The sequence below is a fragment of the Streptomyces sp. NPDC059201 genome, assembly GCF_042754585.1.
Taxonomy (GTDB): domain Bacteria; phylum Actinomycetota; class Actinomycetes; order Streptomycetales; family Streptomycetaceae; genus Streptomyces.
Genome location: NZ_JBHZBB010000010.1, coordinates 206,402 through 229,985 on the forward strand (window position 1 = coordinate 206,402; position 23,584 = coordinate 229,985).

The following is a 23,584-nucleotide window of genomic DNA, read 5'->3' on the forward strand; positions in this document are numbered from 1 at the left end:
GGCGTACCGATGCCCGCCGACCGCGTGAAGCCCAGGCCCGCGACTCCCGTCGCCGCGCCGCGTCTCCCCGACGCGCCCGCCGCCGCCGGTTAGTCTCGCCAGCCCACGATCGGAGCACACCGTGTCCCTCCTGCCCTTCTCCCGCCGCACCGCCCTGCGCGCCCTCGCCGGCGCCGGCGGCGTCCTCGCCCTCGGCACCACCGCCTGCGGACCCGAGGAGAGCGTCGGCGGCAGCACGACCACCGCCCCCGCCCGGACCCCGGCGGAGACCGAGCGCCGCTTCGGCGCCGAGTGGGACAGCCACACCCGCACCTTCATGTCCTGGCCGGCCCTCACCTCCGTCTGGGAGGACGACCTCCCCTACGTACGGGAGGACATCGCCCGCATCGCCCGCGCCGTCGGGGAGTACGAGGCGGTCGTGATGATGGCCCGCCCCGACCAGGTCAAGGCGGCCCAGCGGGCCTGCGGCCGGCAGGTCGAGGTCATCCCGCTCGCCGTCGACGACCTGTGGGCGCGGGACACCGTGCCGGTCTTCGTGGAGGACGGCGGCGAGCTCGTCGGCGTCGACTTCAACTTCAACGGCTGGGGCAACAAGCAGGAGCACACGAACGACGGCGAGGTCGGCCGCAAGCTGCTCGCCCGGTACGGCATCCCCCGCGAGGAGGCGCCGCTCGTCGCCGAGGGCGGCTCCTTCGAGACCGACGGCGAGGGCACCCTCCTCGTCACCGAGAGCTCGATCGTCAACGACAACCGCAACCGCGGGAAGAGCCGGGACCAGATCGAGGACGAGCTGATCGAGACCCTCGGCGTCGAGAAGGTGGTGTGGCTCGCGGGCGTCCGCGGCCAGGACGTCACCGACGCGCACGTGGACAGCCTGGTCCGCTTCGTCGCGCCCGGGGTCGTCCTGCTCGACCAGGCCCACCCCACCACTCCCCCGGACTCCTGGTCCCGCTCGGCCGACCAGGCCCGTTCGGTGCTCTCCAAGGCGACCGACGCCCGGGGCCGGCGCTTCGAGATCATCGACCTGCCGCAGCCCGACCTGGAGCGGATCACCGGCGAGGGCGACGACTTCGTGTCGACGTACGCGAACTTCTACATCGCCAACGACTCCGTCTTCATCCCCAGGTTCGGCGACCGGAAGGCGGACGCGACGGCCAAGGCGATCCTCCAGGAGCACTTCCCCGACCGGGACATCGTGCAACTCCAGATCGACACCATCGCGTCCGGCGGCGGCGGCATCCACTGCGCCACCCACGACCAGCCCGGCAAGCCCGCCGCGTGACGGCACCCACCCGGCGACGCGCCCCGCGCCCGCGGGGCGCCCTCGCCGCCACGCTCGTCGTCCTCGCGGTCGCGGCGGCCGTGCTGTGCGGGCTGTGGCTCCAGTACGGCGAGCGCCAGGACCTCGACACCCGGTACACGGCGGGCGATGCGGCCGAGGCCCCCGACCGGATCGACGTCGACGCGGCCGTCCAGCGCGTCGACGCGACCGGCCGGGAGCTGATCCTGCGCCTCCGGGTCACCCCGCGCGGCGCGCTCGCGGAGGCCGGCGGCCTGTCGCCCACCGAGGACCTGACCCTCCAGACGTCTCCCGCCGTCCGCGGCGACCTCACGTTCCCGGCCCACAGCCGCATCGCCACCGTCGACGTCCCCGTGGCGCTGACCGGCGGCCCCATCACGGACTATCCCTTCGACGCGTACGCGACAGAGCTGGAGTTCGCGGCGCTCCAGGGCGGCGAGACCGTCCCGGTGCGGATGACACTGGCCAACCGCGACGCGCTGTTCTCCCTCGCGGTCGACGCCTCGGAGCCCGACGGCGCGGAGTCCGGCGCGGCGGTCTTCTCGGCGGAGCTGTCCCGCTCCGGCAGCGTGCTGATCTTCGCCCTCTTCATGATGGCGGCGATGTGGGCCCTGACGGTCGCGGTCCTCATGGGCGGCTGGTACCTCGTCCGCCGGCGCATGGGCCTGACCTGGCCCGCCCTCGGCTGGATGGCCGCCACCCTGTTCGCCCTGGCCGCCTTCCGCAACACCGCCCCAGGCGCCCCGCCCATCGGCAGCCTCCTCGACTACCTCGCGTTCTTCTGGGCGGAGACCCTGATCGCGTTCTGCGTCGTCGTGGTCGTCACCCGCGCCGTCCACACCGAGGGCCCGCCCCCACCCCGCCCGGCGTCGGCACCCTGACCGCGCCGACGGACGACGGGTCCGCGGTCCTTGCACCTGCGCACCGGGAGTCCGGCGCCGACGCGTCCAGGCAGCTGCGCCAGCGGACACCTTTCATGCAGTTTTGGTGACCTTTGTGCAATCGGCGTCGACCGGAACGCCGGCGACAGTCAGTTCCCCACCACCGAGTCGGTCATCCGCGACGGCGTGATCCCGATCGGACTGTCGGTCCTCTTCGGCGCGGCCGTGGTGACCTGGCTCGGCTGGTGGGGCAGCGTCATGACCTATCGCGCGCCGGTGCGGCGCTGGGTGCGCTTCGTACCGATCTCGATGCTCGTCGTCGCCGTCATCGGGGTGAACTACCCCAACCTCGCCAACCAGCCGGTCTCCCTCGTCCTGAGCCTGATCGTGATGACCCTCTTGGTCGGCATCGGCGAGGAACTGATGTTCCGCGGCATCGGCGTGCAGGTCTTCAAGCGGGCCGGCCTCAGCGAGGGCAAGGTAGCCCTCTGGTCCTCCGTGGTCTTCGGTGTCGTCCATGTGAGCAACGCCTTCGGCGAAGGCGCCCAGGCGATCCTTCAGGCCGTGATCGTCGCCACGTCCGGCTACTTCTTCTACCTCTGCCTACGCGTCGGCGGCACCCTCCTCCTGCCCATGCTCGTCCACGGCCTGTGGGACTTCAGCCTCGTCTCCAACGCCGTCGGCATCGACCCGAAGGCATCCCCCGGCATGATCCTGCCGATCGTGCTCCAGATCGCCCTGATCGTCCTCCTGATCGTCAAGCGCCGCACGATCGAACCCGCCACCCCCACCGCCCCGCGCCCGCCGACCTGATCATCCGTTCGTGCCGCCCGCTCCCCTTACGCCTGCCGCGTGCGCGTCACCAGGTGGACGGGGCCGGTGGTGTGACGACCGGGGGGCGGTCGTCGCAGGTGAGGGTGTTGGGCAGGAGCCATGGGGCGAGCCAGCCGCCGTCGTTGCCGCCTAGGTCGGTGAGGGTGAACTCCGAACCCGTGGCGGGGAAGTTGAAGGAGCCGCAGTTGTTGACCCCGACGGCCCCGACGTTGCGGGCGTCGACGTTCTCGAAGGTGGCGGAGCCCTTCACCCGGGCGCTGAGGACGGAGTTGCCGGTGCCGTCGACGCGGATGTCCTTGAAGTGGACGGCCGGGACGTCGACCTTGTCCTTCACTCCGTACTCGCTGACCAGCATGATCGCGTTGTGGGTGGAGTCGAGGTAGTGGTCGCCGGTGACGCGGACGTCGGCGTCGATGCTCTTGTCCAGGGCGTAGAACCAGATGGCGCCGAGGCCGATCTTCCAGTTGAGGTCGAGGGTACCGGCGCGGACCGTGGTGTTGTCGGTGAAGCGGAGGGTGCCGGTGAAGGGTTCGGCGCCGAAGCGGGAGCCGGCGTGCAGGGCGCTGCCCTCGCGCACCGGGTCGGCGACGAGGTTGCCGCTGACGGTGTTGTCCTCGCCGCCGTAGATGGCGATGCCGTTGGCGAGGGTCGGGGACTGGACGGTGTTGCGGGAGAAGGTGTTGCGCGCGTCGGCGGTCGTGTCCGACCACATGGCCAGGCCGTCGTCGCCGGTGTTGCGGACGAAGTTGTTGTGGGCGAGCGAGTCGGTGACGCCGGTGTGGAAGTTGAGGGCGTCCGCGATCTGGTCGGTGATCACGTTGTTCGTGACCTTCACGTTCGACATCGGGCCGTCGAACCAGAGGCCGACCTTGGTGTGGTGGAGGTAGAGGCCGTCGATCGTGGAGTCGCTCATGGCGCCGCCGATGGCGTTGACCTGGTCGGTGTCGATCCGCTCGCGGACGTCGCCCTCGATGGCGAAGCCGGAGAGGTGCACGTTCCGGCTGCCGCCCTCGGCGGCGGGCTTGCCGTAGAGGCCGACGCCGGTGTGCCGGGAGCCGTCGGGGGCGGGTTCGGCGAGGGTGACCTGGCGGCCCTTGAGGACGGTGTGCCAGTTGCCCGCGCCGACGATCGTGACGTCGTCGACGGTGAGGTGCCGGTCGACGCGGAAGGTGCCCGGCGGCAGGTAGACGGGCCGGTCGAGGCGCCGGGCGAGGGCGATGGCCCGCTCGATGGCGGGGGCGGCGTCGCGGCGGCCGGTGGGGTCGGCGCCGAGGAGGCGGACGTCGATCCCGCCGCGCTCGACGTGCGGCGGGGCGACGCGTTCGGTGTCGAGGAGGTCGATCACCGTCCAGGCGGCGGGGCTGCCGGCCGGCACCGTGAGCCGTACCGTCTCCCCCGCGCTGTACGTCCTGCCGAGGTGCAGGCGCTGCTCGTCGTAGAAGTGGGTGGGCCGGAAGGGCTTGGTGATCTCCGGCGCCGGGGTGGTGGCCGCGGGGACGCAGGCGCACTCGGCGAGCCACCAGTCGGGATGGAGCAGGTCGGCGCCGGGGTCGTTGGTGAACGGGTACTGGTTGTAGAGCCAGGAGTACTGCGACGTCAGCGTCATCGTCCTGCGGTGGCGGCCGTCGACGGCGACGTCCAGGGGCGCGGTGATGCCGCCGCCCCCGGCCGCGTCCGGGATGCTGTAGCGGACGGTGAGCGCGTTGGCGTCGCGCGGAAGCACGAACTCGACGTGCTGCCCCGGCGCCAGCTTGACGGCCGAACGTCCCGACGCCTCGGAGGGCAGCGTGTACGGGGTGCGGTCGGGTCCGATGACCGTGCCGTTGGTGGCGGCGTTCTCCGCCTCCTGTTCGTCGAAGGCGACGGTGGCGCCGCGGCCGGCGACGAGCTCGGGAGCGAGGCCGGCCCGGGTGACCACGGGGCCGGCCGTGCCGACGGCGGTCTCCCGGCCCGGCGTCCCCGCGGTGGCCACGCCGTCGAGGACCACGCTCATGCTCAGGGCGAGGGCGGCGGTCGCCAGGACGGCTCTTCGGCCGCCACGAGCGCCGCGTCCAGATCGGCTCGCATGCATTTCGGGCTCACTTCTGTCAGAGGTGATAGGGGCATTCCCCGGCCGGAAGGGCCCGGGCCGTGGGAGCAGCGGGCCCGGTGCGCGGGCCCCTCGCAAGGGGCTCGCACACCGGGCATTTCCACCGTGCGCGGCGTGGTCAGGTACGCAGCCAGACGGCGGTGTCCGGGGGGAGGGCGCCGTCCGTCGGCAGCTCGTCGCTGGACAGCAGGACCTCCGTGTGCGGCGGAAGGGGCACGGCGGAGCCGGAGAGGTTGACGACGCAGCGGAGGTTCTCGCCGCGGGCGAAGGCCAGCACCCCCTCCGGCGAGGGCAGCCATTCCATCGGACCGTCACCGAATCCGGGCTCGCCGCGGCGCAGTCCGAGGGCGGTGCGGTAGAGGCTGAGCATCGAGCCCGGGTCGGCGGTCTGGCGGTCGACGGCGTAGCGGGCCCAGTCGGCGGGCTGCGGCAGCCAGGGATCCGTACCGCCGAAGCCGTACGCGGGTGCCTCGGCCTCCCATGGGAGGGGGACGCGGCAGCCGTCGCGGCCGGGGTCGGTGCCGCCGGAGCGGAAGTGCATGGGGTCCTGGATGCGGTCCAGGGGGATGTCCGCCTCGGGCAGGCCCAGTTCCTCGCCCTGGTACAGGTAGACCGAGCCGGGCAGGGCGAGGGTGAGGAGGGCGGCCGCGCGGGCCCTGCGGGTGCCGAGCTCCGGGTCGGTGGGGGTGCCGAAGCGCTTCCTGACGAAGTCGAAGCCGGTGTCGGCGCGGCCGTAGCGGGTGGCGGTGCGGGTGATGTCGTGGTTGCACAGCACCCAGGTGGCGGGGGCGTGGACGGGGGCGTGTTCGGCGAGTGTGTCGTCGATGGTGGCGCGGAGCCGGGCCGGCTCCCAGGGGCAGGCGAGGAAGTTGAAGTTGAAGGCGGTGTGCAGTTCGTCGGGGCGGAGGTAGCGGGCGAAGCGTTCGGCGTCGGGGAGCCAGACCTCGCCGACGAAGACGCCGTCGTACTCGTCCGCGATGGCCCGCCAGGAGCGGTAGATGTCGTGGATCTCGTCCTGGTCGATGTACGGGTGGGGGTCGACGCCCTCGGTGAAGTCGCGGAGCCCGGGGTCCTTGGTGAGGAGGGCGGCGGAGTCGATGCGGACGCCGGCGACGCCGCGCTGGAACCAGAAGCGCAGGACGTCCTCGTGTTCGCGGCGGACGTCGGGGTGGGACCAGTTGAGGTCGGGCTGTTCGGGGGTGAAGAGGTGGAGGTACCACTCTCCCCCGGAGGCTTCGCCCTGGGGGGTGCCCCCGTCGGGAACGCGGGTCCAGGTGGTGCCGGAGAACTGGGAGGGCCAGTCGTTGGGCGGGAGTTCGCCGTGCTCGCCGCGGCCGGGCCGGAAGTGGAAGCGGGCGCGTTCGGGGCTGCCGGGTCCGGCGGCGAGGGCCTCCTGGAACCAGGCGTGCTGGTCGGAGACGTGGTTGGGCACGATGTCGACGATGACGCGCAAGCCCAGTTCGGCCGCTTCGGCGATGAGCTTCTCGGCCTCGTCCAGGGTGCCGAAGGCGGGGTCGATGGCGCGGTAGTCGGCGACGTCGTAGCCGCCGTCGACCATCGGGGAGGCGTACCAGGGGGAGAACCAGAGGGCGTCGACGCCGAGTTCCGCGAGGTAGGGCAGTCTCGCCCGGACGCCCGCGAGGTCGCCGGTGCCGTCGCCGTCGCCGTCCGCAAAGCTGCGGGGGTAGATCTGGTAGATCACGGCGTCGCGCCACCAGGTGTCGGACTGTGAGGGGTGCTCGGCTGCCACGTAACGATCCTTTCGGGCAGGGGGGACCCGTCGTCGGCCGGTGCGGGGTCATGAGTGAGGTGGCCGACGACGGGTGCTCAGGAGGGCGGGGCTCGGTTGCGCGGAAGCAGCGCGGACTGACGCCGGGAGCGTCAGCCCTTGAGGCTTCCGGCGGTGAGGCCGGCCATGATGCTGCGCTGGAAGAAGAAGAAGACGATGATCATGGGGATGCTCGCGATCACGAGTCCGGCCATGATCTGGTTCTGCGTCACGGACCCGGCCGTCTGGGACAGCCCCACGCTGATCGTCATCTTCTCGCTGTCCGGCAGAACGAGCAGCGGCCAGACGAAGTCCTTGAAGACCAGGACCACGGTGAAGATGGAGACGACGCCGAGGATGGGCCGCGAGATCGGCAGGATGATCGAGACGAGGACGCGCCACGGGGGGATGCCGTCGATCTCCGCCGCTTCGAGGATCTCGTCGGGGATCGAGTCGAAGAAGCGCTTGAGCAGGAAGATGTTGAAGCCGTTGGCGGCTATGGGAAACCAGATGGCCCAGGGGGAGTTGAGGAGTTGCCATCCGAGAATGGGCACGTCCGTCACGGTGATGTACGCGGGGATCATCACCACGATCGGCGGGATCATGAGCGTGGCCAGCATGGCTCCGAGGATGACGTTCCCGAACATCGGCCGGAGCTTGGACAGGGCGTACGCGGCCGTGACGTCCACCGCGAGCGCGAAGAGCCACGCCCCTACGGCGTAGAGGAGCGTGTTCTTGAGAAGCAGCCCGATGTCGAAGAGTTCCCAGGCGTCCGCGAACACGGAGAAGTCCGGGTTCGCGGGGAACAGGGTGGGCGGCATCTGGGCGATCTCCTCGCCCGTCTTCATCGCCCCGGTGACCATCCAGTAAAGAGGGAACACGAAGACCAGAGTGAACACGGTCACGACGGCGGCGAGGAGCACCCAGTAGATTCTCGTGCCCCAGCGGGATTTCAGCTCCAGCGGTGACACGATGGTCCTGGCATGGCCGTCGGCCCATGCGGCCCGGCGCTTCTTCCTCACAGGCGGCTGCGGCGACGCCGTCTTCCCCGCTCTTTCGGCCACTTCGGCGTGCGTGGTGGTGTCGATCACGGTGTTACCTCTTCTCGTCGCGGGTCAGCCGGAGTTGAACTGCGGCGACCGCAAGAAGAACGATCATGAGCATCAGGCCGAGCGCGCTGCCGGCCCCGTAGTTGCCGCCGTACACGAAGGCGTACTGGTACATGAGGTACGCGACGGTGACCGTCGCGTTCTCCGGTCCGCCACCGGTGAGCATGTACGGCTCGATGAAGACCTGCATGGTGGCGACGATCTGGAGCATCAGCATCAGCATCAGGATGAGCCGGGTCTGCGGGATGGTGACGTTCCAGATGCGCTTGAGGATGCCGGCGCCGTCGAGCTCCGCCGCCTCGTACAGTTCGCCGGGGATGTTCTGGAGAGCCGCCAGGTAGATCAGCACCCCCGAACCCAGGTTCATCCAGGTGGAGACGATGACGAGCGAGATGAGCGCGGTGTCGGTGGAGTCGAGCCAGGACAGCGCCGGCAGCCCGACGAAGTCGAGGATCTGGTTGAACAGGCCCGGTCCGGGATCGTAGAACCAGCGGAACAGCAGAACCGACACGATCGGGGGCAGCATGACCGGCAGATAGACCACGAAACGGAGGTAACCGCGGGCGTGCCGCAGCTCGTTGAGCACGATCGCCACCGCGAACGGGATCACATAGCCGCACAGCAGGGCGAGCAGCGTGAAGGCGATGGTGTTCTTCCACGCCTGGCCGAACGCCGGGTCGTTCACCACCGTACGGAAGTTGTCCAGGCCGACCCAGGTCGGTTCGTCGACGAGGTTGGTCTCCTGGAAGCTGAGGACGACCTCCCTGACGATGGGCCACCAGGCGAACATCGCGAAGCAGAACAGCGCGGCGCAGAGGAACGCGTAGGCGGTGAGGTTGTTCTGTAGCGAGCGGCGCCGCTTCGAGGGTGGTCTGCGACGCGGCCTGGCCGGCCGCTTCGGCTCGGTGGTGAGTGTTTCCATGGTGATCTCCCGCTCCTGTCTCTCCTGCCGCGCACCGGGGTACCGCCCTCCCGTTCGAGCGGCACCCCGGGCTGTTGCCGTCAGCTCCTGGCCAGGATTCCGTTGGCCTTGGTCTCGGCGTCCTTGAGCAGCTTGTCGATGTCGGCGCTCTCCCGCGTCAGGACCGCGGACATGGGCACGTCGAGCACCGCGTAGAGCTCCTGGGCGTGCGGCGGCTCCAGCTTGAGCTCGACACCCTTCGAGGTGTCCACGTACGGCTGGTAGTACTCGACCGGCAGGACAGCGTTGGCCGTCCGCTCCTCGGCGATCTTCCGGCCGGTCGGGGAGTCACCCATGTAGTCGTTGTTGGGAACGCCGACGGCCTCGCCGTTGGCCTTGCCTCGGGCGTAGTCGTGACGGCCCTTGCCCGGGGTGTTGAACTGGAAGTCGATCCACTGCATCGCCGCCTTGGTCTGGGCGTCGTCCGCCTTGGGGTTGACCATGTACGCCTCGCCACCGGACAGCGACGCCTTGCCCTCGGGGATGCCGGTGATGCCGTAGTCGTCCTTCTTCCCCTGGAACTTCTGGACCACGTCCGTGACGACGTCCGGCGCGCCGAGCATCATGCCGGTCTTGCCGACGGCCATCTGCTGCATCAGCGCCTCCCAGCCGATCAGCACCCTGCTGCCGACGCTGTCGTCCTTCCAGCGCATGTCGTGCAGCGTCTGCAACACGGCCTTGCCCTCGGGGCTGTTGAACGCGGCCTTGCCGTCGACGACCATCTCGCCGCCGCGGCTGAAGATGGACTGCGCGAAGTGCCAGCCGCCGACGTTGCCGCCGCCGTACTCGCCGTATCCGACGTAACCGTCACCGAGGCCGGCGATCTTCGTCGCCGCGGCCCTGACCTCGTCCCACGTCTTCGGCGGGGCGTCGGGGTCGAGACCGGCGTCCTTGAACAGCTTGCGGTTGTAGACCAGTCCGACGCTGTAGCTGACGTTGGGGACGCCGTAGACCTTGCCGTCCTTGGTGACCATGCCCGTGACGTCCTGCCGGATGTCGCCGAAGTTCTTCACCAGGTCCGTGACGCCGGTGATGTCCTTCGCCTGCTTCTTGGAGATCACGTCGGCGTAGTTGGTGACGGGCACCATGAACACCGTCTCCATCTGCCCGCCGGCGAGCTTCGCGGCGAAGCTCTTCGGGTCGAAGCACGGCTGCTGGTCGGTGCTCTTGACCTTGACCCCCGGATGCGCCTTCTCGAACTCGGCGACATCGCTGTTCCACGCCTCGCGCTGCTTCGGTGCGGTCTTCGGCGGCTGACACGCCACGGTGATCGTCACGTCACCTCCCGCGTTGGAGTCCGACGAGTCACCGCCGCAAGCCGCGGTGGTCAGTACGAGGCCGGTGGTCAGCAGGACGGCGAGATTGCGGGGTTTCATTTCGGCTCCTCTGAGGTGATGCCCGAGGAGCGTCACGATAGGACGACCACCAGATGTACGCAATATTTCGATCCATAAATGCAAGGTCACGACTAGATCACGAACCTCCGCGCCGATGGCTGCCCTGAACCACCCCTGCCACTGGCCCCGAAAGGGCTCCAGGACCGAGCCAGGACACCGGCCGGCCACCTCGGGGACCAGGCATCACTCAGAGGAGGGGCAGACCCCCTTCAGAATGAGAAGCAGAAGACGCAAGAGCTTTCTAAGTTTGCTATAGCGTTGCGTGCATGACGCAATCTCTTGCACAGGTAGCGAAGAAGCTGGGAGTCAGCGAAGCCCTGCCTTCGCCGAGGTCATCGGGGGTGCTCTCGTGCAGCAGGGCCTCACGCCGGTGCTGTGCGCCCGAGCAAAGGGAGGCGCGGCCGAGCAAAGGGAGGCGCGGCCGAGGCCGAGTACGTGGACCTGCTGCTTCAACAGCAGGTTGCCGGGGTGGTCTTCGCCGGAGGGCTCATCGCGCAAGCCGACGCGCCCCACGAGCACGACCACCTGCTGGCCGGGCAGAGGGTTCCGGTCGTTCTCGTCAACACGTCGATCGACGGCCTGGACTTCCCGTGTGTCGCGTGTGACGACGCGGTCGCCATCGAGCAGGCATGACGCCACCGGCAGTGACCCGCTGGCCCTCGGGGCCATCAGGGCCGCTCACCGGCGCGGGCTCTCCGTCCCCGGCGACGTCTCGGTCGTGGGGTTCGACGACTCCGCCTTCGTGACATCGACGGAGCCGCCTCTGACGACCGTGCGTCAACCCATCGAAGCGACGGGCCGCGCGGCGGTCGACCTGCTGTGCGCCCGGATGAAGGGACCCCACCCCCGTCCCGGGGAGCTCCTTTTCGAGCCCGAACTCGTCGTCCGCGGATCGACCGCGCCGGCCCGGACGCGCTGACCGCCCACACCTGACACCTTCGGGTCAGGCGCTGAGGAAGCCTCAGTACGTGGGCATCTCCGGGTCGATCCGCTCCGCCCAGGACAGAATGCCCCCGCCCAGGTGGACGGCGTCATGACGACCGCCGCGCTTGACCACGGCGAGGACCTCCGCGGAGCGGATGCCGGCCCGGCACAGCAGCACGGTCCTACGGTCCGCGGGCAGCTGCGCGGCGGCGTCGCCGTGCAGGAACTCCCCCTGCGGGACGAGCACCGAGCCCGGCAGATGGGCGAAGGCGTACTCGTCCGGCTCGCGTACGTCGACCAGGTGGATCGGCGCGTCCGCGTCGAGCAGTTCCCTCAGCTGCTCCGCGGAGATGGTGGACCCCCGCGCGGCCTCGGTCGCCTCGGGCGAAAGCAGTCCGAAGAAGGGCTCGGCGGCGACGGGTTCGGCCGGGCGCGCGGCACGCTCGTGCGGGCGCAGCGCCACGGTCACGCACGTGCCGGCCAGGGCGTCGTACTCCATCACCCGGCCGACCAGCGGCTCGCCTTGACCGGTGAGCAGCTTCACCACCTCGGTGGCCAGCGCTACCCCCAGCCAGGCGCCGACCACCTTCAGCGCGCCGGACACGCCCCGGAAGTAGGGGGCGGGAGGCGTCGGGAACAGATCCCTGAGGCCCGGGCCGTGCCGGTCCCAGAAGACCGAGACGCGCCCGCCGGTAGCCCCCATGGAGCCCCACACGAAGGGAATGCCCGCCTCGGCGCACACATCGTCGACGAGCTGGCAGCGGGCCGGGTCCTCCCCCGCGCACACCACGAGGTCGTAGTCCCGCACCAGTTCGCGCGCACGGGGCAGCTCGAACCAGCTCTCCGTCACGGTACGCACGGCCGGATGGGTGCGCCCGAGCGCGCGGGCCCAGGCCGTGGCCCGGTCCGCGGGTTCCGCGTCGGGCAGTCCGAGACAGCGGTCCCACGGGTCCATGGGCGAGCCGTCGGCGATACCGATCGTCCCCACGCCGGAGTCGGCGAGGTGAGCGATGAGCGGGGCGCCGATCTCGTCGGCGCCGACGACCAGGACCCGGCCCCCGGCGAGCCGACGCTGCCCCTCGGAGCCGTGTCCGGCGAGTATCAGCTGGTGTGCCTGGCGGCTCGTTTCCCCGGTCGGCAGGTCGGTGACGGGTCGCGCAAGGGGAGGAAGCGACATGCGAGTCTCCTGCGGGTGTCGGGAGTGGTCACCGCTACGGGTGTACGCCTCGGCGACCCAGACGGATACGTGAGAGATCTTCGGCACGGCGGTGCTCGTCCCGGCACCGTGCGCCGGGTCGGTCAGCTTCGCGATCAGGGTGCGGGCCTTCCGCCGGCTCGGAGAGAGGCCCCGGTGGGGCGTACGTGGTTCAAGCGGCGGGCGGCGGCGCGGTCGACCCCCGCACCACGAGCTCCGGCTCGAAGAGCAGCTCACCAGGATGCGCCTGCGTCCCCTGGATCTGGGCACACAGGAGGTCTACGGCTGTCCGTCCCATCGCCTCGATCGGCTGCCGCACGGTCGACAACGGTGGCTCGGTGCAGTTCATGAAGGCCGAATCGTCAAAGCCGAGCACGGACACATCGGCGGGAACGCTGAGTCCACGTCGGCGAGCGGACTTGATGGCGCCTAGGGCCAGCGGGTCGCTCGCGCAGATGACTGCGGTCACTCCTCGGTCCCACAGCCGTCCCGCAGCCGCTTGCCCTCCCTCGAGCGAGAACATCGAACGCACCACGAACTCCTCGGCCAGCGCCGTTCCCGCTCCCGCTGCCGCCGCACGCGCCGCATCGAGTTTGCGGCGCGACGGAATGTGGTCCTCGGGGCCCAGGACCAGGCCGATGCGTTCGTGCCCGAGCGAGGCAAGGTGACGCCACGCCTGCTCCACCGCGGATATGTCATCGCAGGAGACGCACGGGAAATCCAGCTCCTCGCTGGGCGCGTTGATCAGGACGACGGGGATGTTGCGCTCCGCCAGCTGCTGGTAGTGCTCGTGCGGTGCGCCGGCTTGCGCGAAGAGCCCACCGGCGAAGATCACCCCGGAGACCTGCTGCTGGAGGAGCAGGTCGACATAGTCGGCCTCCGAGACCCCGCCTTTGGTCTGCGTGCAGAGCACGGGCGTGAGGCCCTGTTGCGCCAGAGAACCGCCGATGACCTCGGCGAAGGCCGGAAAGATGGGATTTTGCAGCTCGGGCAGAACCAGGCCCACCAGCCTGGCCCGCTCCCCACGCAACTGCGTGGGACGCTCATAACCAAGGACGTCCAGCGCGCTCAGCACAGACTGGCGAGTGGTCTCCGAAACCCCCGGTTTACCGTTGAGAACTCGGCTGACCGTGGCCTCGCTGACCCCCACCTTTTTCGCTACCAGAGCAAGTCGTCGCGTCACGCACGCAACTCTAGCGCAAGAAGAGTCGAGAAGTTACATCTTTCTTGCCAAACTACAGCAGGGCAGTGCGCCATCCTTGACGGTGAGGGACCCCCTTCGACGAGAAGACGTCCTATCTGCTCAGAGTCCGTTCCAGACGGCGGAAAGCGAGCATGAGGGCGGCTCCGCCCAGCACCAGCAGGTAGCCGGCCGGGAGCAGCAGCTCGGTGCCGAGGTGACCCAGGGAGGGCTGCCGGATCAGCTCGATGCTCTGGTACAACGGCAGGCACTGCACCAGGAGTTGAACCGGTCGGGGGTAGACGTCGAGTGGGTAGAAGGTGGTGGCGAACAGGAACATCGGCAGCATGGCCAGCTGGATGTACTGGAAGTCCTGCCAGTCCCTCAGATAGGTCACCACGGCCAGACCCAGCGCCGCGAAGGTGAATCCGACCAGCACCGCGCCGGGCACCACCAGAAGCACCAGCGGGCTGTGCACCAGCCCGAGGACGGACACGGCGATCAGGAATCCGACCGTCACCAGCGCACCGCGCATCAGGGCCCAGCACACCTCGCCCAGTGCCACACTGCGTACCGTCATGGGAGTGGTCAGGATCGACTCGTAAGTGCGCTGCGTCTTCAGCTTGTTGAACAGATTGAACGTCGTCTCGTTCATCGCGCCGTTCATCGCCGTGGTGGCGAGCAAGGCGGGAGCGACGAACTCCGGGTAGGGCACATCGGAGTCCGCGAGCCCCGGCACGGTGCCGACCAGTCCGCCTATACCGACTCCGAAGGCGAGGAGGTAGAGCACCGGCTCGAAGATCTCGGCCACCAGGAGCAGCCAGGTATGCCGGTAGATCATCAGGTTCCGCTCGACCATCGCCAGGGCGCCCCCGGTTCGCGCGGCCGGGGCGGGGGGAGCGGTGGCATGCGGGCCTAGCACGGCCGACATGGGATCCCTGCCTTTCAGGGGGTGGATGCTGGTGTTTCAGGAGTGCAAGTGCCGTCGGTAGGTGCGTCGCCCGGCCAGCAGGCCGACGAAGGCCAGTACCGCCAGGTAGCCGATGTGGGCAGCGGTGCCGGCCGCGGTGGCGGTGCCGAACGCTGCCGTACGGCACAGCTCGACTCCGTGCCAGAGCGGCGTCAGCTGTACCACTGCCTGCAACCACTCGGGCAGTTGCGTGAGAGGGAAGAAGGTGCCGGAGAACATGAACATCGGCATGACGCCGAACCGCAGCACCGCGAGCACCGCGGACTGACGCTCCGCGGTGACCGCCCAGGCGGCGGACGGCGCGGCGAACGCGGCCCCGACCAGCAGCGTGGCGAGTACCACCAGCGGGGCCCGCGTCGCGTCGACGGCGCCGAAGGCCACCGCGACCGCCGTGAACGCCGAGGAGGAGAGCGCCACCTTGAACATGTTGAACAGCAGGTGGCCGTAGAGGATGTCGACCGGCGACAGCGGTGTGGCGCTCGCCGCCCGGTAGTGGCCCTTGGACTGCACCGCCTGGTGGACAGGGTGCGCCGAGTCGATGTACGCCGTCTGCATGGCCGAGGCGGCCAGCAGGCCGGGGGTGAGAAAGGCCAGGTACGACAGACCGTGCAGGGCCGCACTGTCGTCGTGGTGGACAAGGGTGCCGAGCCCCGCGCCGATACCGGTCAGGAACAGGAGCGGGTTGGCCACGTTCAGCACCACGGTGCCCCGCCACGTGCGGCGGTAGCGGTGCAGCCAGTAGGCGCATTCCCGCAGGGCCGGCGGGATGGTGCGGGCACGGCCGGGTCGGCCGGAGGGGTGGGACGCGTGCGTGGTCATCGAGAACTCTCCGTTGCGACGCCTGGGCGGTGGGTGGGGCGGCGACGCGTCAGTCGATCAGGCTGCGACCCGTCAGGGTGAGGAAGACGTCCTCCAGGCTCGCCCGACGCGTCAAGGCGGTCAGCGGGACGACTCCGCGCGCGTGGGCGGCCGACAGCGTGGCCTCCCCCTCGTCGGTGTAGAGCAGGATGCGGTCCGGCAGTTCCTCCACCCGTTCCACCAGGTCGCGAGCCTGGTCCGTCATCGCCTTGCGCTCATCGGGGCCGAAACGCAGTTCGAGCACCTCCCGGGTGCAGTACCGCCCGATGAGCTCGCTGGGCGAGCCCTCGGTGACGATCAGACCGCCGTCCATCACCACGAGCCGGTCGCACAACTGCTCGGCCTCGTCCATGTAGTGGGTGGTGAGGATGAGGGTGATGCCGTCCTCCTTGAGCCGGAACAGTCGCTCCCAGAGGAGGTGGCGGGCCTGCGGGTCCAGGCCGGTGGTCGGTTCGTCCAGCAGGACGATCTCGGGTTCGTTGATGAGTGCTCTGGCGATCGTCAGTCGCCGGCGCATGCCGCCGGACAGAGCCTCGACCCGCTGGTCCGCCTTGTCGGTCAGCCGCGCGAAGTCCAGCAGTTCCGCGGTACGCCGGCGGATCTCGGGCTTCGGCAGTCCGAAGTAGCGCCCGTAGATCAACAGGTTCTCCCTGACCGTCAGTTCGACGTCCACGGTGTCGTCCTGCGGGACCACGCCGATCCGGGAGCGGATGGCGGCGCCTTCGGTCCGCGCGTCCATGCCGAGTACCTCAAGGCTGCCGCCGGTCGAGGGCGAGGTACAGGCGATCATGCGCATGGTCGAGGACTTTCCGGCGCCGTTGGCGCCCAGGATGCCGAAGGCTTCCCCGGGACGGACCGCGAAGTCGATGCCCGCGACGGCGGTGAACCCCTCGCCCCGCGCGGTCTCGTAGCGCTTCTGCAATCCTTTCGCGCGGATCATGGGGGACTGCCCCGGCAGTTCGGCCCGCGGCTGCATCGTGGTCTCAGTCACGGAGAGCTCCGTGGGGCCGGCGTCGGATCCGGTCGACGAGTTCACGTACCGGGGTTCCCGGTGTCTGGGCCGCCCGCACCATCACCTGCTCCAGCTCCTCCAGGAAGGCGCCCGCGGAGAAGGGCAGGAAGCGGGGATCGGTGCAGAGGGTGAGCACGCAGGAGTCGCGAAGCCCGTCGAGGAAGAGGAAGAACTTGGCACCGGACTGCCGTCCCTCCATGTCAGGACGGGACAGGCGGGTGCGGGCCAGGGCCTCCTCCAGCTGGGCGGGCAGCTTCAGGGGGTCGATCGCGGGCGCCGGGGCATTGCGCTCCTCGGCACTGAACCGGATGTCGTTGAAGAAGCAGTACCCGCCGGGGGTGATCCCCCGGCGGCAGGCGATCTCCTCCAGCTGCTCCTCCATTTTCACCGGGCATGCCTCCGCGTGCCGGTAGGCGTTCAGCGCGGTGCGGGTGGTGCGGGTGAGGAACTGCTCGGCGGACTCGTCGGCGATTTGCAGACGGACGAGGGCGTTCTGGTTGAAGGCCCCGACCAGCTGCTCGTCCTCGGGCTTGAAGCGGGTGGCCACGATGACTCGCAGGGCCGCCTCCGGCTCGCCCAGGCAGGCGGCCAGCAGCAAGGCGGTCGAGCCGAGCAGCGCTGTGGCCGTGTTGCCGCCACTGCGTCCGGCCAGCGCGTGGGCAGCCAGCGCCAAGGCGGGAGAGTCGATGTGCGCCCAGTCGCGGTCGAGCTGCTCCGGCGTCGAGGTGGTCGCCAGCATGGTGGCGGGGACCGCGTTCGCCTGGCGGGCCCAGTAGTCCAGCGTACGGCTCTCGCGCCGGGCGCCGGCCTCGGAAGCCTCGAACGCGGCCCGGTCCACGGGCTGTTGAGAGCGTGCTCGGAGATCCGCCGAGCTGCCTGGGGCGGCGTCGAGCAGGCTGCGCAATTCGTCCATGACGATGTGGAAGCTCCAGCCGTCGACCGCCAGGTGGCTCGCGGCGATCGCGACGACGGCCGGTACGCCCGCGCGCAGCCCGATCGCCGCGCGGACCGGCAGTCCGGCGGCGTTGTCGAAAGCGCCGGCCCGTATCCGTTCGCCCAGCGGGGCGACGGCCTCGGCGAGGTCGCCGGGTCCGAGCTCGGCGATCTGGAACTCGATCCCGCCCGAGGACGCGACGTGCTGGACCAGGCCGCCGTCCTGTTCGGCGTACGTCGTGCGCAGTGACTCGTGCCGCTCCACGAGCAGCCGGACGATGTCGCACACCTGCGCCACGGTGTGGGAGCCGACCGGAGCCCAGCCGAGTTGGTTCAGGGAGTCGTCGTCGGCCGGCAGCCAGCGGATCACCTCCCAGATCGCGCGTTGGCCCCAGGTCATCGGCCCGGTGCGGGAGGAGCCCACGTCGAACTGCACGAGGGTGGTCGTCGGGTCTGTCACCTGTCCTCATTTCGTCTTCTGCTGTTCAGCGGGCTAGCCATGTGCTGCTGAAGGATGGCGCATGGCGCAGCAATAACTCAACGGATCTCACTGAAATTCTCGACACTAGACTGTGAGCAGTGAACGCCCGCCCGAACCCGCGCCTGTCGGACCCTTCTGGTTGTGGCAATTTGCCGCGAAAATCGGCTAGTTGGGTAGTTCTTCCGGTCTAGGAGGGTCGACGGAGGTCGGCAGAAGCCACGTCTGCGGCATGTTTTTTGCTCAATGATGCAAAACATTTGCGCCATATCAGTTCTGGCGCTAACTTCTGGTTTCCGTGCTTCGGCCCCAGTGCTGCATCCCCCAGGAAACGAGGAGCAGATCGCGATGGAAGTGCGCAGAGAACCCCTTTGGGCGCGGATGGCAGTCCACCCGGGAGGGACGGGACGGCCGCCCGCTCTCCCCGTGACCGCAGGACTGCGCACCGCTCTGGCCGTGCTCGACCTGGGTATGGTCGGCATCGACAGCTCACGCCGGGCGGTGCCCTCGGCCGGCGCCACACACCCCTACGAGTGCTACGTCCTGACCGGGGACGAAACGGGTACGGCCTGCTTCTACCAGGTGGATCCGGGCCGACGGGTCTGCCAACTGGTCAGCCGCGGCCCTCACGTCGCCGAGGCACTGTGCCAGGCGGCACTCACCGTCCCCGAGGGCGGCGCGGTGGTCGTGCTGGCCACCAGACCATGGCTGTCCATGCGCAAGTACGGCGACCGGGGTTACCTCTACACCCAACTGGACGCCGCGCACCTGCACATGAATCTCGTGCTGGCGGCCGACAGCCTCGGTGGGCGTGTCGTGCTGAGCCGGCGCCCGCCGGGTCTCCCGTCCCTGGTCAGGGAACACGGTGAGTGCTCGGAGGTCCACTCGGCGCTGGCGATATCCGCGCTGTCGACCGACAACAGCCCTGACACCGCGACAACCGGCTGGGAAGTGCGCGACGTCCGGGCAGAACGGCAGCACGCGCTCCGCCGGCAGCAGCCACACTGGCTGGAGCGGATCTGCTGGGAGTCGCTCGCTACGCCACCCGAGGGAGCCGCGGCCGGACCGCTCGGAGCCGCGGCCGGTCCGCTCGGAGCCGGCGGCTCTCTGCCGATGCTCGTCCGGCGCAGGGGCAGGGCGCCGATTGTGCCCCGGGCGGCGTTCCACAACCGCCGGTCCGCCACCGGCTTCGCGCCCGGCACCGTCCGTTTACAGGACGTGCACAGCACCGTCGACCGCGCCCTGTCCGCCCTCGGCGCCGTGCTCCCCGGGGAGGGGCCGCTGTACTGCACCCTGGTCCTGCGTCAGGACGACCCCGGCGCAACCGAGAGGAGCTGGCCAGTTGGTCTTACTGTCCGTCAGACCACCTGCCTGGACAACGACTTGGTCACCGAAGCCTTCATGGCGCAGCCCCACCTGGCCGAGGCTTCGGCTGTGTTGCTGCTGCACGCGCCCACTGCCGCACTCACTGAGGAGACCGGCAGCTGGCAGCTGTGGACGGTGCTCTTCCGCGCGGGTGCACTGGCACAGCTGCTCTATCTGGAGGCCGCCCAGCGCGACCTGTCGGTCACGGGCGTCGGCGGGTTCGACAGCGAGCGGTGGAAGAGAATGGCCGGCCTTCCCGCCGATCACGACGTGGTGTACACGGTCGCCATGGGCGTGGACACCTCCGGCATGCCCAAGCTCGACCGTCTCTCGGTCGCCTACGCGCAGAATGAGCGCTCATGATTCTCGCCGCCGAGTTCGCGCGGTGCGCCGACCGGTACGCGGACGAGTCGGCGCTCTCCGGCCCCGACTCCTCGGCCGACTATCGCGGGCTTCACGCGGCAGGTGTGCGAGCGGCCGAGTGGCTCCGTGGCACGCGGGCTGTCGATGACCGGCCCCGGATCGGCCTGGCCGCGCAGAACAGCACCGCTTGGGTGACCGCGTACCTGGGAATCCTGTACGCCGGGGCGGTCCCGTTCCTGATCGACGCCTCGGCCGGCGACAGCGAACTGCACCGCGTCAGCGACGACTGCTCGCTCGACCTGCTCCTGCACGACCGCGATATGGCCGGCGAGGCGATCCCGGTGCTCCCGGGCCTGGCCGCCACCCGCCTCCCCGTCGACGAGCGCCGCTATCCGCTCCACCCCGACACCGAGGTGTGTCGCTTCACCTCCGGTACCACGGGCAAGCCCAACTGTCTGGAGTTCTCGGGCCGGGCGGTCCGCGCGGCGGCGGAGAACTGGGCGGTGGGCACCGTGATGACGGCCGACGACCGCATCCTGTGCTGCGCGGGCCTGTCCAACGGACTCGCGTTCAACACCTCCCTCCTGTCCACCTTCCTCGTCGGCGCGGAGCTGCACCTCTCGCGCGGACTGCCGACCAGCGGTCGGATCCGCCGCCTTGTCGCCGGCGCCCGTGCCACCCGGCTGGTCGCCTTTCCCGTCCTCTACGACTCCTTCATCCGCACGGGCGGCGGCCGTGCCGACTTCGCCTCCGTACGCGTCGCGATCTCCTCGGGGGCTCCGTTGCGCGCCGACACCAAGACGCGGTTCACCGAACTGACCGGGGTCCCGATAGGCAACTACTACGGCGTCGCCGAGGCTGGACCGTTGACCTATTCCGCTCTCTCCACAGCGGACAGCCTCGGTCGCCCCTTGCCGGGCGTGGACATCCAGACCCGGGGGGCGAACGCCCAGGCCGGGGCCCTCCACGTGCGCAGTGCCTCGATGGCCACCCGCTACCTCAACGCCCCCGGGCTGTTGGAGAGCCGCGTCGACGGCGGCGGTTACTACGGCACGGGTGACCGCGGGCGTCTGGACGACGGCGAGCTGGTGCTGACCGGTCGCTCCCACCGGATGATCAATGTGGGCGGCCGCAAGGTGGATCCGGTCGAGGTCACGGACGCCTTCAGCAGCGTGCCGGGCGTGGAGCAGGCCGTGGTTCTCGAAGTGCCGGACCAGCATGGCGAACCCGCCGTGGCCGCCGTGCTCGTGCTGCGCGAAGGGCTGGATATCGGCGAGGTACGCCTGCGGGTCCGCGACCGCTTGGCCGGCCACAAGGTGCCCACGCTGATGCGGGTGGTCGACGCCATCCCCACCACGGTCATCGGCAAGCCGGTGATCCACGAACTCCGAAGCCTTTTCGACGCCGGTCCCTCGTGATCCGGACTCATCGCCCTGCCTCGTTACGTCCCCACTCCCCCGGGCACCCCAGCCCGGACGCCCGTGCCCGGCGCCGCATCTCGCCGGCCCCATCCTGAGGAGTCAGTCATGCTTGCCGGCCCGCAGCTCGTACGTGAGGGCGTGATCCGCCTGATCGTCTCGTCCCACGAAGGCGAGATAGGTATCTCCGACCTCCAGGCGCACGGAGGCGTACTGGAGGCCGTCAACTACACCTCCCTCTCCTACATCCGGCTCCTGGACGCCATCGAGAACGAGTTCGGCGTCTATCTGGACGCCGATGAGGGGGCCGAAGCGCTCGGCACGGTGGACGGCATCGTCGCCGCCGTGCTCGCCGAGATGGGCTCCGATGCCGACCAGTAGTACGGCGGCCGCCTCCACACGTGGCGCCTTACCACCCGACGGTCCGCCGCTCACCGTCGGCATCGTCGGCGCGGGACGGCTCGGTTCCGCGCTGCTCCATGCCTGCGCGGAGGCCCGCGTTCCGGTGAGCCTCCGGGCCCGTGCAAGCACCGGCTGGACGGTCGAGTCCATCCCCGATGTCCTCATCGACGCCGGCGCCCCCACCGGCTTCCCGGAGGTCGCCGCGTACTGCCTGCGGCACACCGTTCCGCTCCTTGAGTGCGTCTCCCACCTGCGGGAGGAACACGCGGAGTTGCTGACCGAGGTCGCGAAGGCCGTGCCCGTATTGGAGGCCGTCAACCTCTCGTTCGGCAACTACCTGCAACGCAGGCTCATCGGTATGGTCGCCGCCGCCGCCCACCTCACAGCCCCCGAGGTGGACGTACTGGACCGCCACCCCACGCGCAAGGCGGCGCACGTGAGCGCGACAGCCGAACGGCTCGCCGCGACCTGGACGGACGCCGGCGGACACCCCGAGGCGGCACTGGCACTGCGGCGCGGAGGCCCTGAGGTCAGTGACCACTCGATCACCTGGACCTGGGGCTCCGAGGAAGCCCTCACCGTCCACCACCAGGTGACCTCCCTGCGCGCCGTGGCACGCACCGCCCTGGTCCTGGCTCACCGTCTGCCGCTGCGCCCGCCCGGTCTGGTGACCGTGGACGAGGTCTTCCACACCCTGTCGACCACCCCATGAAAGAGGTCATGCGATGACACGCCGGCTGGCCAACCAGCTCGCCCTGGGTGGACGGATGCTCTCCCTGGACGGGCACGACGATTTCAATCAGGGCCAGATATCCGCCAGGATGCCTGGTTCGGACACCTTCCTGATCAAGAACGCCCTCTGTGGGTTCGACGAGGTGACACCCGAGCAGACCGTGACCGCGGCGGTGGACCACGAGCAGCCGGCCCCACGGACAGCCCCACCCGAACTCCCGCTCCACCAGGCGATCTACCGGGCCCGACCGGACGTCAACGGCATCGTGCACAGCCACGCCCCGCACACCTTGCTGTTCGGCGCCCACGACCTCGAACTGCGCCCCCTCTCCCACGAGGGCGCATACTTCGTGGACGCGACCAGCGTCTTCACCACCACCAGCAACACGGTGCTGGACATCGCCACCGGCGACCAGATCGCGACGAAGCTCGGCGACAGCGGCCGCGCCGTCTTCCTGCGCAACCACGGTGGCGTGGTCGTCGGCAAGAGCGTGCGCCATGCCGCCGTCTTCGCCCAGGTCCTGGAACGCGCCTGCCGCCTCCAACTCGCCGCGCTCTCCGTGGGACTTGAGTACCACTCCTCCAGTCCGCAAGACGTCAAGCTCAAGCAGGACTTCATCTACGCGGACCTCTCCGTACGCTCCTACTGGGACTACGCGGTGCGTCGCGCCGTACGGCGCTGGCCCGAGGCCGAGCAGTGGCTGCCGGCGTGATCTCCGCCGGATTCACCGGTCGGCCGGTCCTGGTGCACCTGGCCGACGGCGACGCCAGGGCGGTGACGCTGCTCGGCCGCGTGGACGAGGCCGCGGACTGTCAGGCCGCGGACTGTCAGGCCGAAGCCGACGACGCCCGGGCCGCGGCCACCCTGACCGGCGCCCGACGCCGGGAGTTCCTCGGCGGACGCGCTCTGCTGCGCCGCGCCGTTGCCCAACTGACCGGAGTCCGGGTCGAGTCGGTGCGCATCGGCGCACGGGACGACAAGCGGCCGGTCTGCTTGAGCTTCCCCGAGGTGGACGTGAGCATCTCGCACAGCGCGGGCCGGATCGCGGTGACGGCCGCCCGAGGCTGCGATGTCGGGGTCGACATCCAGATCCCCGTTCCGGTGAGCGACAGACTGCTGCACCGCTTCGGCATAGCCGGAACCGAACATGCCCAGACAGCCCCGACCGAAGACCTCTCCTACCAGTTCGCCGACGCCTGGACGGTGCGCGAGGCATGCGCCAAGTCCCTCGGCCTCCGTGCCAGCGCCGACCTCTGGCGGATCCGAGTCCCGCCGAAAGCGCGGCGCGGCCACTGGGGCGGAGCCCACTGGTACCGGGTGCCCCCCTTCCACGGCTGCCCGGTGGCGCTCGCGTTGCGCCCCCGGGCGCAGACCGCCGAGCCGCTCTCGTAGGGGCGCGGTGCATCTGCCGCGA

General features: G+C 69.8%; 20 protein-coding genes and 1 pseudogene. 10 read left to right on the forward strand and 11 right to left on the reverse strand.

The annotated features are described in order from the left end of the window. Window positions 1-121 precede the first annotated feature (121 nt). The 3 genes from ACFXMG_RS29005 to ACFXMG_RS29015 all read left to right on the forward strand — a co-directional run bounded on the left by ACFXMG_RS29005 (window position 122) and on the right by ACFXMG_RS29015 (window position 2,994). Window positions 122-1,282, forward strand: coding sequence for an agmatine/peptidylarginine deiminase (locus tag ACFXMG_RS29005; protein WP_383816716.1), 1,161 nt, complete (start codon window positions 122-124; stop codon window positions 1,280-1,282). Beyond that, window positions 1,279-2,181 carry a DUF4436 domain-containing protein gene (locus ACFXMG_RS29010; RefSeq protein WP_383816714.1) on the forward strand — a complete coding sequence of 301 codons (903 nt, stop codon included), beginning with the start codon at window positions 1,279-1,281 and terminating at the stop codon, window positions 2,179-2,181. The genes ACFXMG_RS29005 and ACFXMG_RS29010 overlap by 4 nt, the downstream gene beginning before the upstream one ends. Before the next feature lie 186 nt (window positions 2,182-2,367). Further along, window positions 2,368-2,994: a CPBP family intramembrane glutamic endopeptidase gene (locus tag ACFXMG_RS29015; protein ID WP_383816711.1), complete on the forward strand. Its 627-nt coding sequence runs from the start codon at window positions 2,368-2,370 to the stop codon at window positions 2,992-2,994. A gap of 46 nt (window positions 2,995-3,040) precedes the next feature. Here ACFXMG_RS29015 and ACFXMG_RS29020 read toward each other — a convergent pair whose 3' ends face one another. From ACFXMG_RS29020 to ACFXMG_RS29040, 5 genes are all read right to left on the reverse strand, one after another. Then, on the reverse strand, window positions 3,041-5,086 hold the full coding sequence (locus ACFXMG_RS29020; RefSeq protein ID WP_383816708.1) for a glycosyl hydrolase family 28-related protein: 2,046 nt from the start codon (window positions 5,084-5,086) through the stop codon (window positions 3,041-3,043). Between the two features lie 136 nt (window positions 5,087-5,222). Next, on the reverse strand, window positions 5,223-6,854 hold the full coding sequence (locus tag ACFXMG_RS29025; protein WP_383816707.1) for a glycoside hydrolase family 13 protein: 1,632 nt from the start codon (window positions 6,852-6,854) through the stop codon (window positions 5,223-5,225). 131 nt (window positions 6,855-6,985) lie between these two features. Beyond that, the gene (locus tag ACFXMG_RS29030) at window positions 6,986-7,894 is read right to left on the reverse strand and encodes a carbohydrate ABC transporter permease (protein WP_383816755.1); all 909 of its coding nucleotides are present in this window, start codon (window positions 7,892-7,894) and stop codon (window positions 6,986-6,988) included. Window positions 7,895-7,967: 73 nt separating this feature from the next. Beyond that, the gene (locus tag ACFXMG_RS29035) at window positions 7,968-8,903 is read right to left on the reverse strand and encodes a carbohydrate ABC transporter permease (protein ID WP_383816704.1); all 936 of its coding nucleotides are present in this window, start codon (window positions 8,901-8,903) and stop codon (window positions 7,968-7,970) included. Between the two features lie 80 nt (window positions 8,904-8,983). After that, window positions 8,984-10,318, reverse strand: coding sequence for an ABC transporter substrate-binding protein (locus tag ACFXMG_RS29040; RefSeq protein WP_383816702.1), 1,335 nt, complete (start codon window positions 10,316-10,318; stop codon window positions 8,984-8,986). 337 nt (window positions 10,319-10,655) lie between these two features. Here ACFXMG_RS29040 and ACFXMG_RS29045 point away from each other — a divergent pair. Beyond that, window positions 10,656-11,258 (forward strand): annotated as a pseudogene (locus ACFXMG_RS29045) (LacI family DNA-binding transcriptional regulator); the annotation flags it as partial. A 42-nt stretch (window positions 11,259-11,300) separates the two neighbouring features. Here the strand turns inward: ACFXMG_RS29045 and ACFXMG_RS29050 are convergent. From ACFXMG_RS29050 to ACFXMG_RS29075, 6 genes are all read right to left on the reverse strand, one after another. Further along, window positions 11,301-12,440 carry a ThiF family adenylyltransferase gene (locus ACFXMG_RS29050; protein ID WP_383816700.1) on the reverse strand — a complete coding sequence of 380 codons (1,140 nt, stop codon included), beginning with the start codon at window positions 12,438-12,440 and terminating at the stop codon, window positions 11,301-11,303. Between the two features lie 190 nt (window positions 12,441-12,630). Further along, on the reverse strand, window positions 12,631-13,641 hold the full coding sequence (locus ACFXMG_RS29055; protein ID WP_383816697.1) for a LacI family DNA-binding transcriptional regulator: 1,011 nt from the start codon (window positions 13,639-13,641) through the stop codon (window positions 12,631-12,633). Window positions 13,642-13,753: 112 nt separating this feature from the next. Further along, entirely contained in the window at window positions 13,754-14,560 is an 807-nt protein-coding gene (locus tag ACFXMG_RS29060) for an ABC transporter permease (RefSeq protein WP_383816694.1), read from the reverse strand. A gap of 45 nt (window positions 14,561-14,605) precedes the next feature. After that, window positions 14,606-15,427, reverse strand: coding sequence for an ABC transporter permease (locus ACFXMG_RS29065; protein ID WP_383816691.1), 822 nt, complete (start codon window positions 15,425-15,427; stop codon window positions 14,606-14,608). 49 nt (window positions 15,428-15,476) lie between these two features. Then, window positions 15,477-16,457, reverse strand: a complete 981-nt coding sequence (locus ACFXMG_RS29070; RefSeq protein WP_383816689.1) for an ABC transporter ATP-binding protein — start codon at window positions 16,455-16,457, stop codon at window positions 15,477-15,479. After that, window positions 16,450-17,871: a condensation domain-containing protein gene (locus ACFXMG_RS29075; protein WP_383816686.1), complete on the reverse strand. Its 1,422-nt coding sequence runs from the start codon at window positions 17,869-17,871 to the stop codon at window positions 16,450-16,452. Before ACFXMG_RS29075 ends, ACFXMG_RS29070 begins: the two co-directional genes overlap by 8 nt. Window positions 17,872-18,315: 444 nt before the next feature. Here ACFXMG_RS29075 and ACFXMG_RS29080 point away from each other — a divergent pair, with 444 nt between their 5' ends. From ACFXMG_RS29080 to ACFXMG_RS29105, 6 genes are all read left to right on the forward strand, one after another. Continuing rightward, a complete protein-coding gene (locus tag ACFXMG_RS29080; RefSeq protein WP_383816684.1) occupies window positions 18,316-19,617 on the forward strand; it encodes a nitroreductase family protein in 1,302 nt (433 codons plus the stop codon). After that, window positions 19,614-21,035 carry a class I adenylate-forming enzyme family protein gene (locus ACFXMG_RS29085; protein ID WP_383816681.1) on the forward strand — a complete coding sequence of 474 codons (1,422 nt, stop codon included), beginning with the start codon at window positions 19,614-19,616 and terminating at the stop codon, window positions 21,033-21,035. Before ACFXMG_RS29080 ends, ACFXMG_RS29085 begins: the two co-directional genes overlap by 4 nt. A 108-nt stretch (window positions 21,036-21,143) precedes the next feature. Then, window positions 21,144-21,416: a hypothetical protein gene (locus tag ACFXMG_RS29090; protein ID WP_383816678.1), complete on the forward strand. Its 273-nt coding sequence runs from the start codon at window positions 21,144-21,146 to the stop codon at window positions 21,414-21,416. Then, a complete protein-coding gene (locus ACFXMG_RS29095; RefSeq protein ID WP_383816675.1) occupies window positions 21,403-22,149 on the forward strand; it encodes a hypothetical protein in 747 nt (248 codons plus the stop codon). Before ACFXMG_RS29090 ends, ACFXMG_RS29095 begins: the two co-directional genes overlap by 14 nt. A 13-nt stretch (window positions 22,150-22,162) precedes the next feature. After that, window positions 22,163-22,882, forward strand: a complete 720-nt coding sequence (locus tag ACFXMG_RS29100) for a class II aldolase/adducin family protein (RefSeq protein WP_383816672.1) — start codon at window positions 22,163-22,165, stop codon at window positions 22,880-22,882. Beyond that, window positions 22,879-23,562: a 4'-phosphopantetheinyl transferase family protein gene (locus tag ACFXMG_RS29105; RefSeq protein WP_383816670.1), complete on the forward strand. Its 684-nt coding sequence runs from the start codon at window positions 22,879-22,881 to the stop codon at window positions 23,560-23,562. Before ACFXMG_RS29100 ends, ACFXMG_RS29105 begins: the two co-directional genes overlap by 4 nt. The last annotated feature ends 22 nt before the right edge of the window (window positions 23,563-23,584 follow it).

Bases quoted from the DNA above. Each gene is read 5' to 3' on its own strand.
- ACFXMG_RS29040 (WP_383816702.1), bottom strand. From the start codon at position 10,318: ATGAAACCCCGCAATCTCGCCGTCCTGCTGACCACCGGCCTCGTACTG.
- ACFXMG_RS29020 (WP_383816708.1), bottom strand. From the start codon at position 5,086: ATGCATGCGAGCCGATCTGGACGCGGCGCTCGTGGCGGCCGAAGAGCC.
- ACFXMG_RS29090 (WP_383816678.1), top strand. From the start codon at position 21,144: ATGCTTGCCGGCCCGCAGCTCGTACGTGAGGGCGTGATCCGCCTGATC.
- ACFXMG_RS29050 (WP_383816700.1), bottom strand. From the start codon at position 12,440: ATGTCGCTTCCTCCCCTTGCGCGACCCGTCACCGACCTGCCGACCGGG.
- ACFXMG_RS29065 (WP_383816691.1), bottom strand. From the start codon at position 15,427: ATGACCACGCACGCGTCCCACCCCTCCGGCCGACCCGGCCGTGCCCGC.
- ACFXMG_RS29100 (WP_383816672.1), top strand. From the start codon at position 22,163: ATGACACGCCGGCTGGCCAACCAGCTCGCCCTGGGTGGACGGATGCTC.
- ACFXMG_RS29085 (WP_383816681.1), top strand. From the start codon at position 19,614: ATGATTCTCGCCGCCGAGTTCGCGCGGTGCGCCGACCGGTACGCGGAC.
- ACFXMG_RS29095 (WP_383816675.1), top strand. From the start codon at position 21,403: ATGCCGACCAGTAGTACGGCGGCCGCCTCCACACGTGGCGCCTTACCA.
- ACFXMG_RS29035 (WP_383816704.1), bottom strand. From the start codon at position 8,903: ATGGAAACACTCACCACCGAGCCGAAGCGGCCGGCCAGGCCGCGTCGC.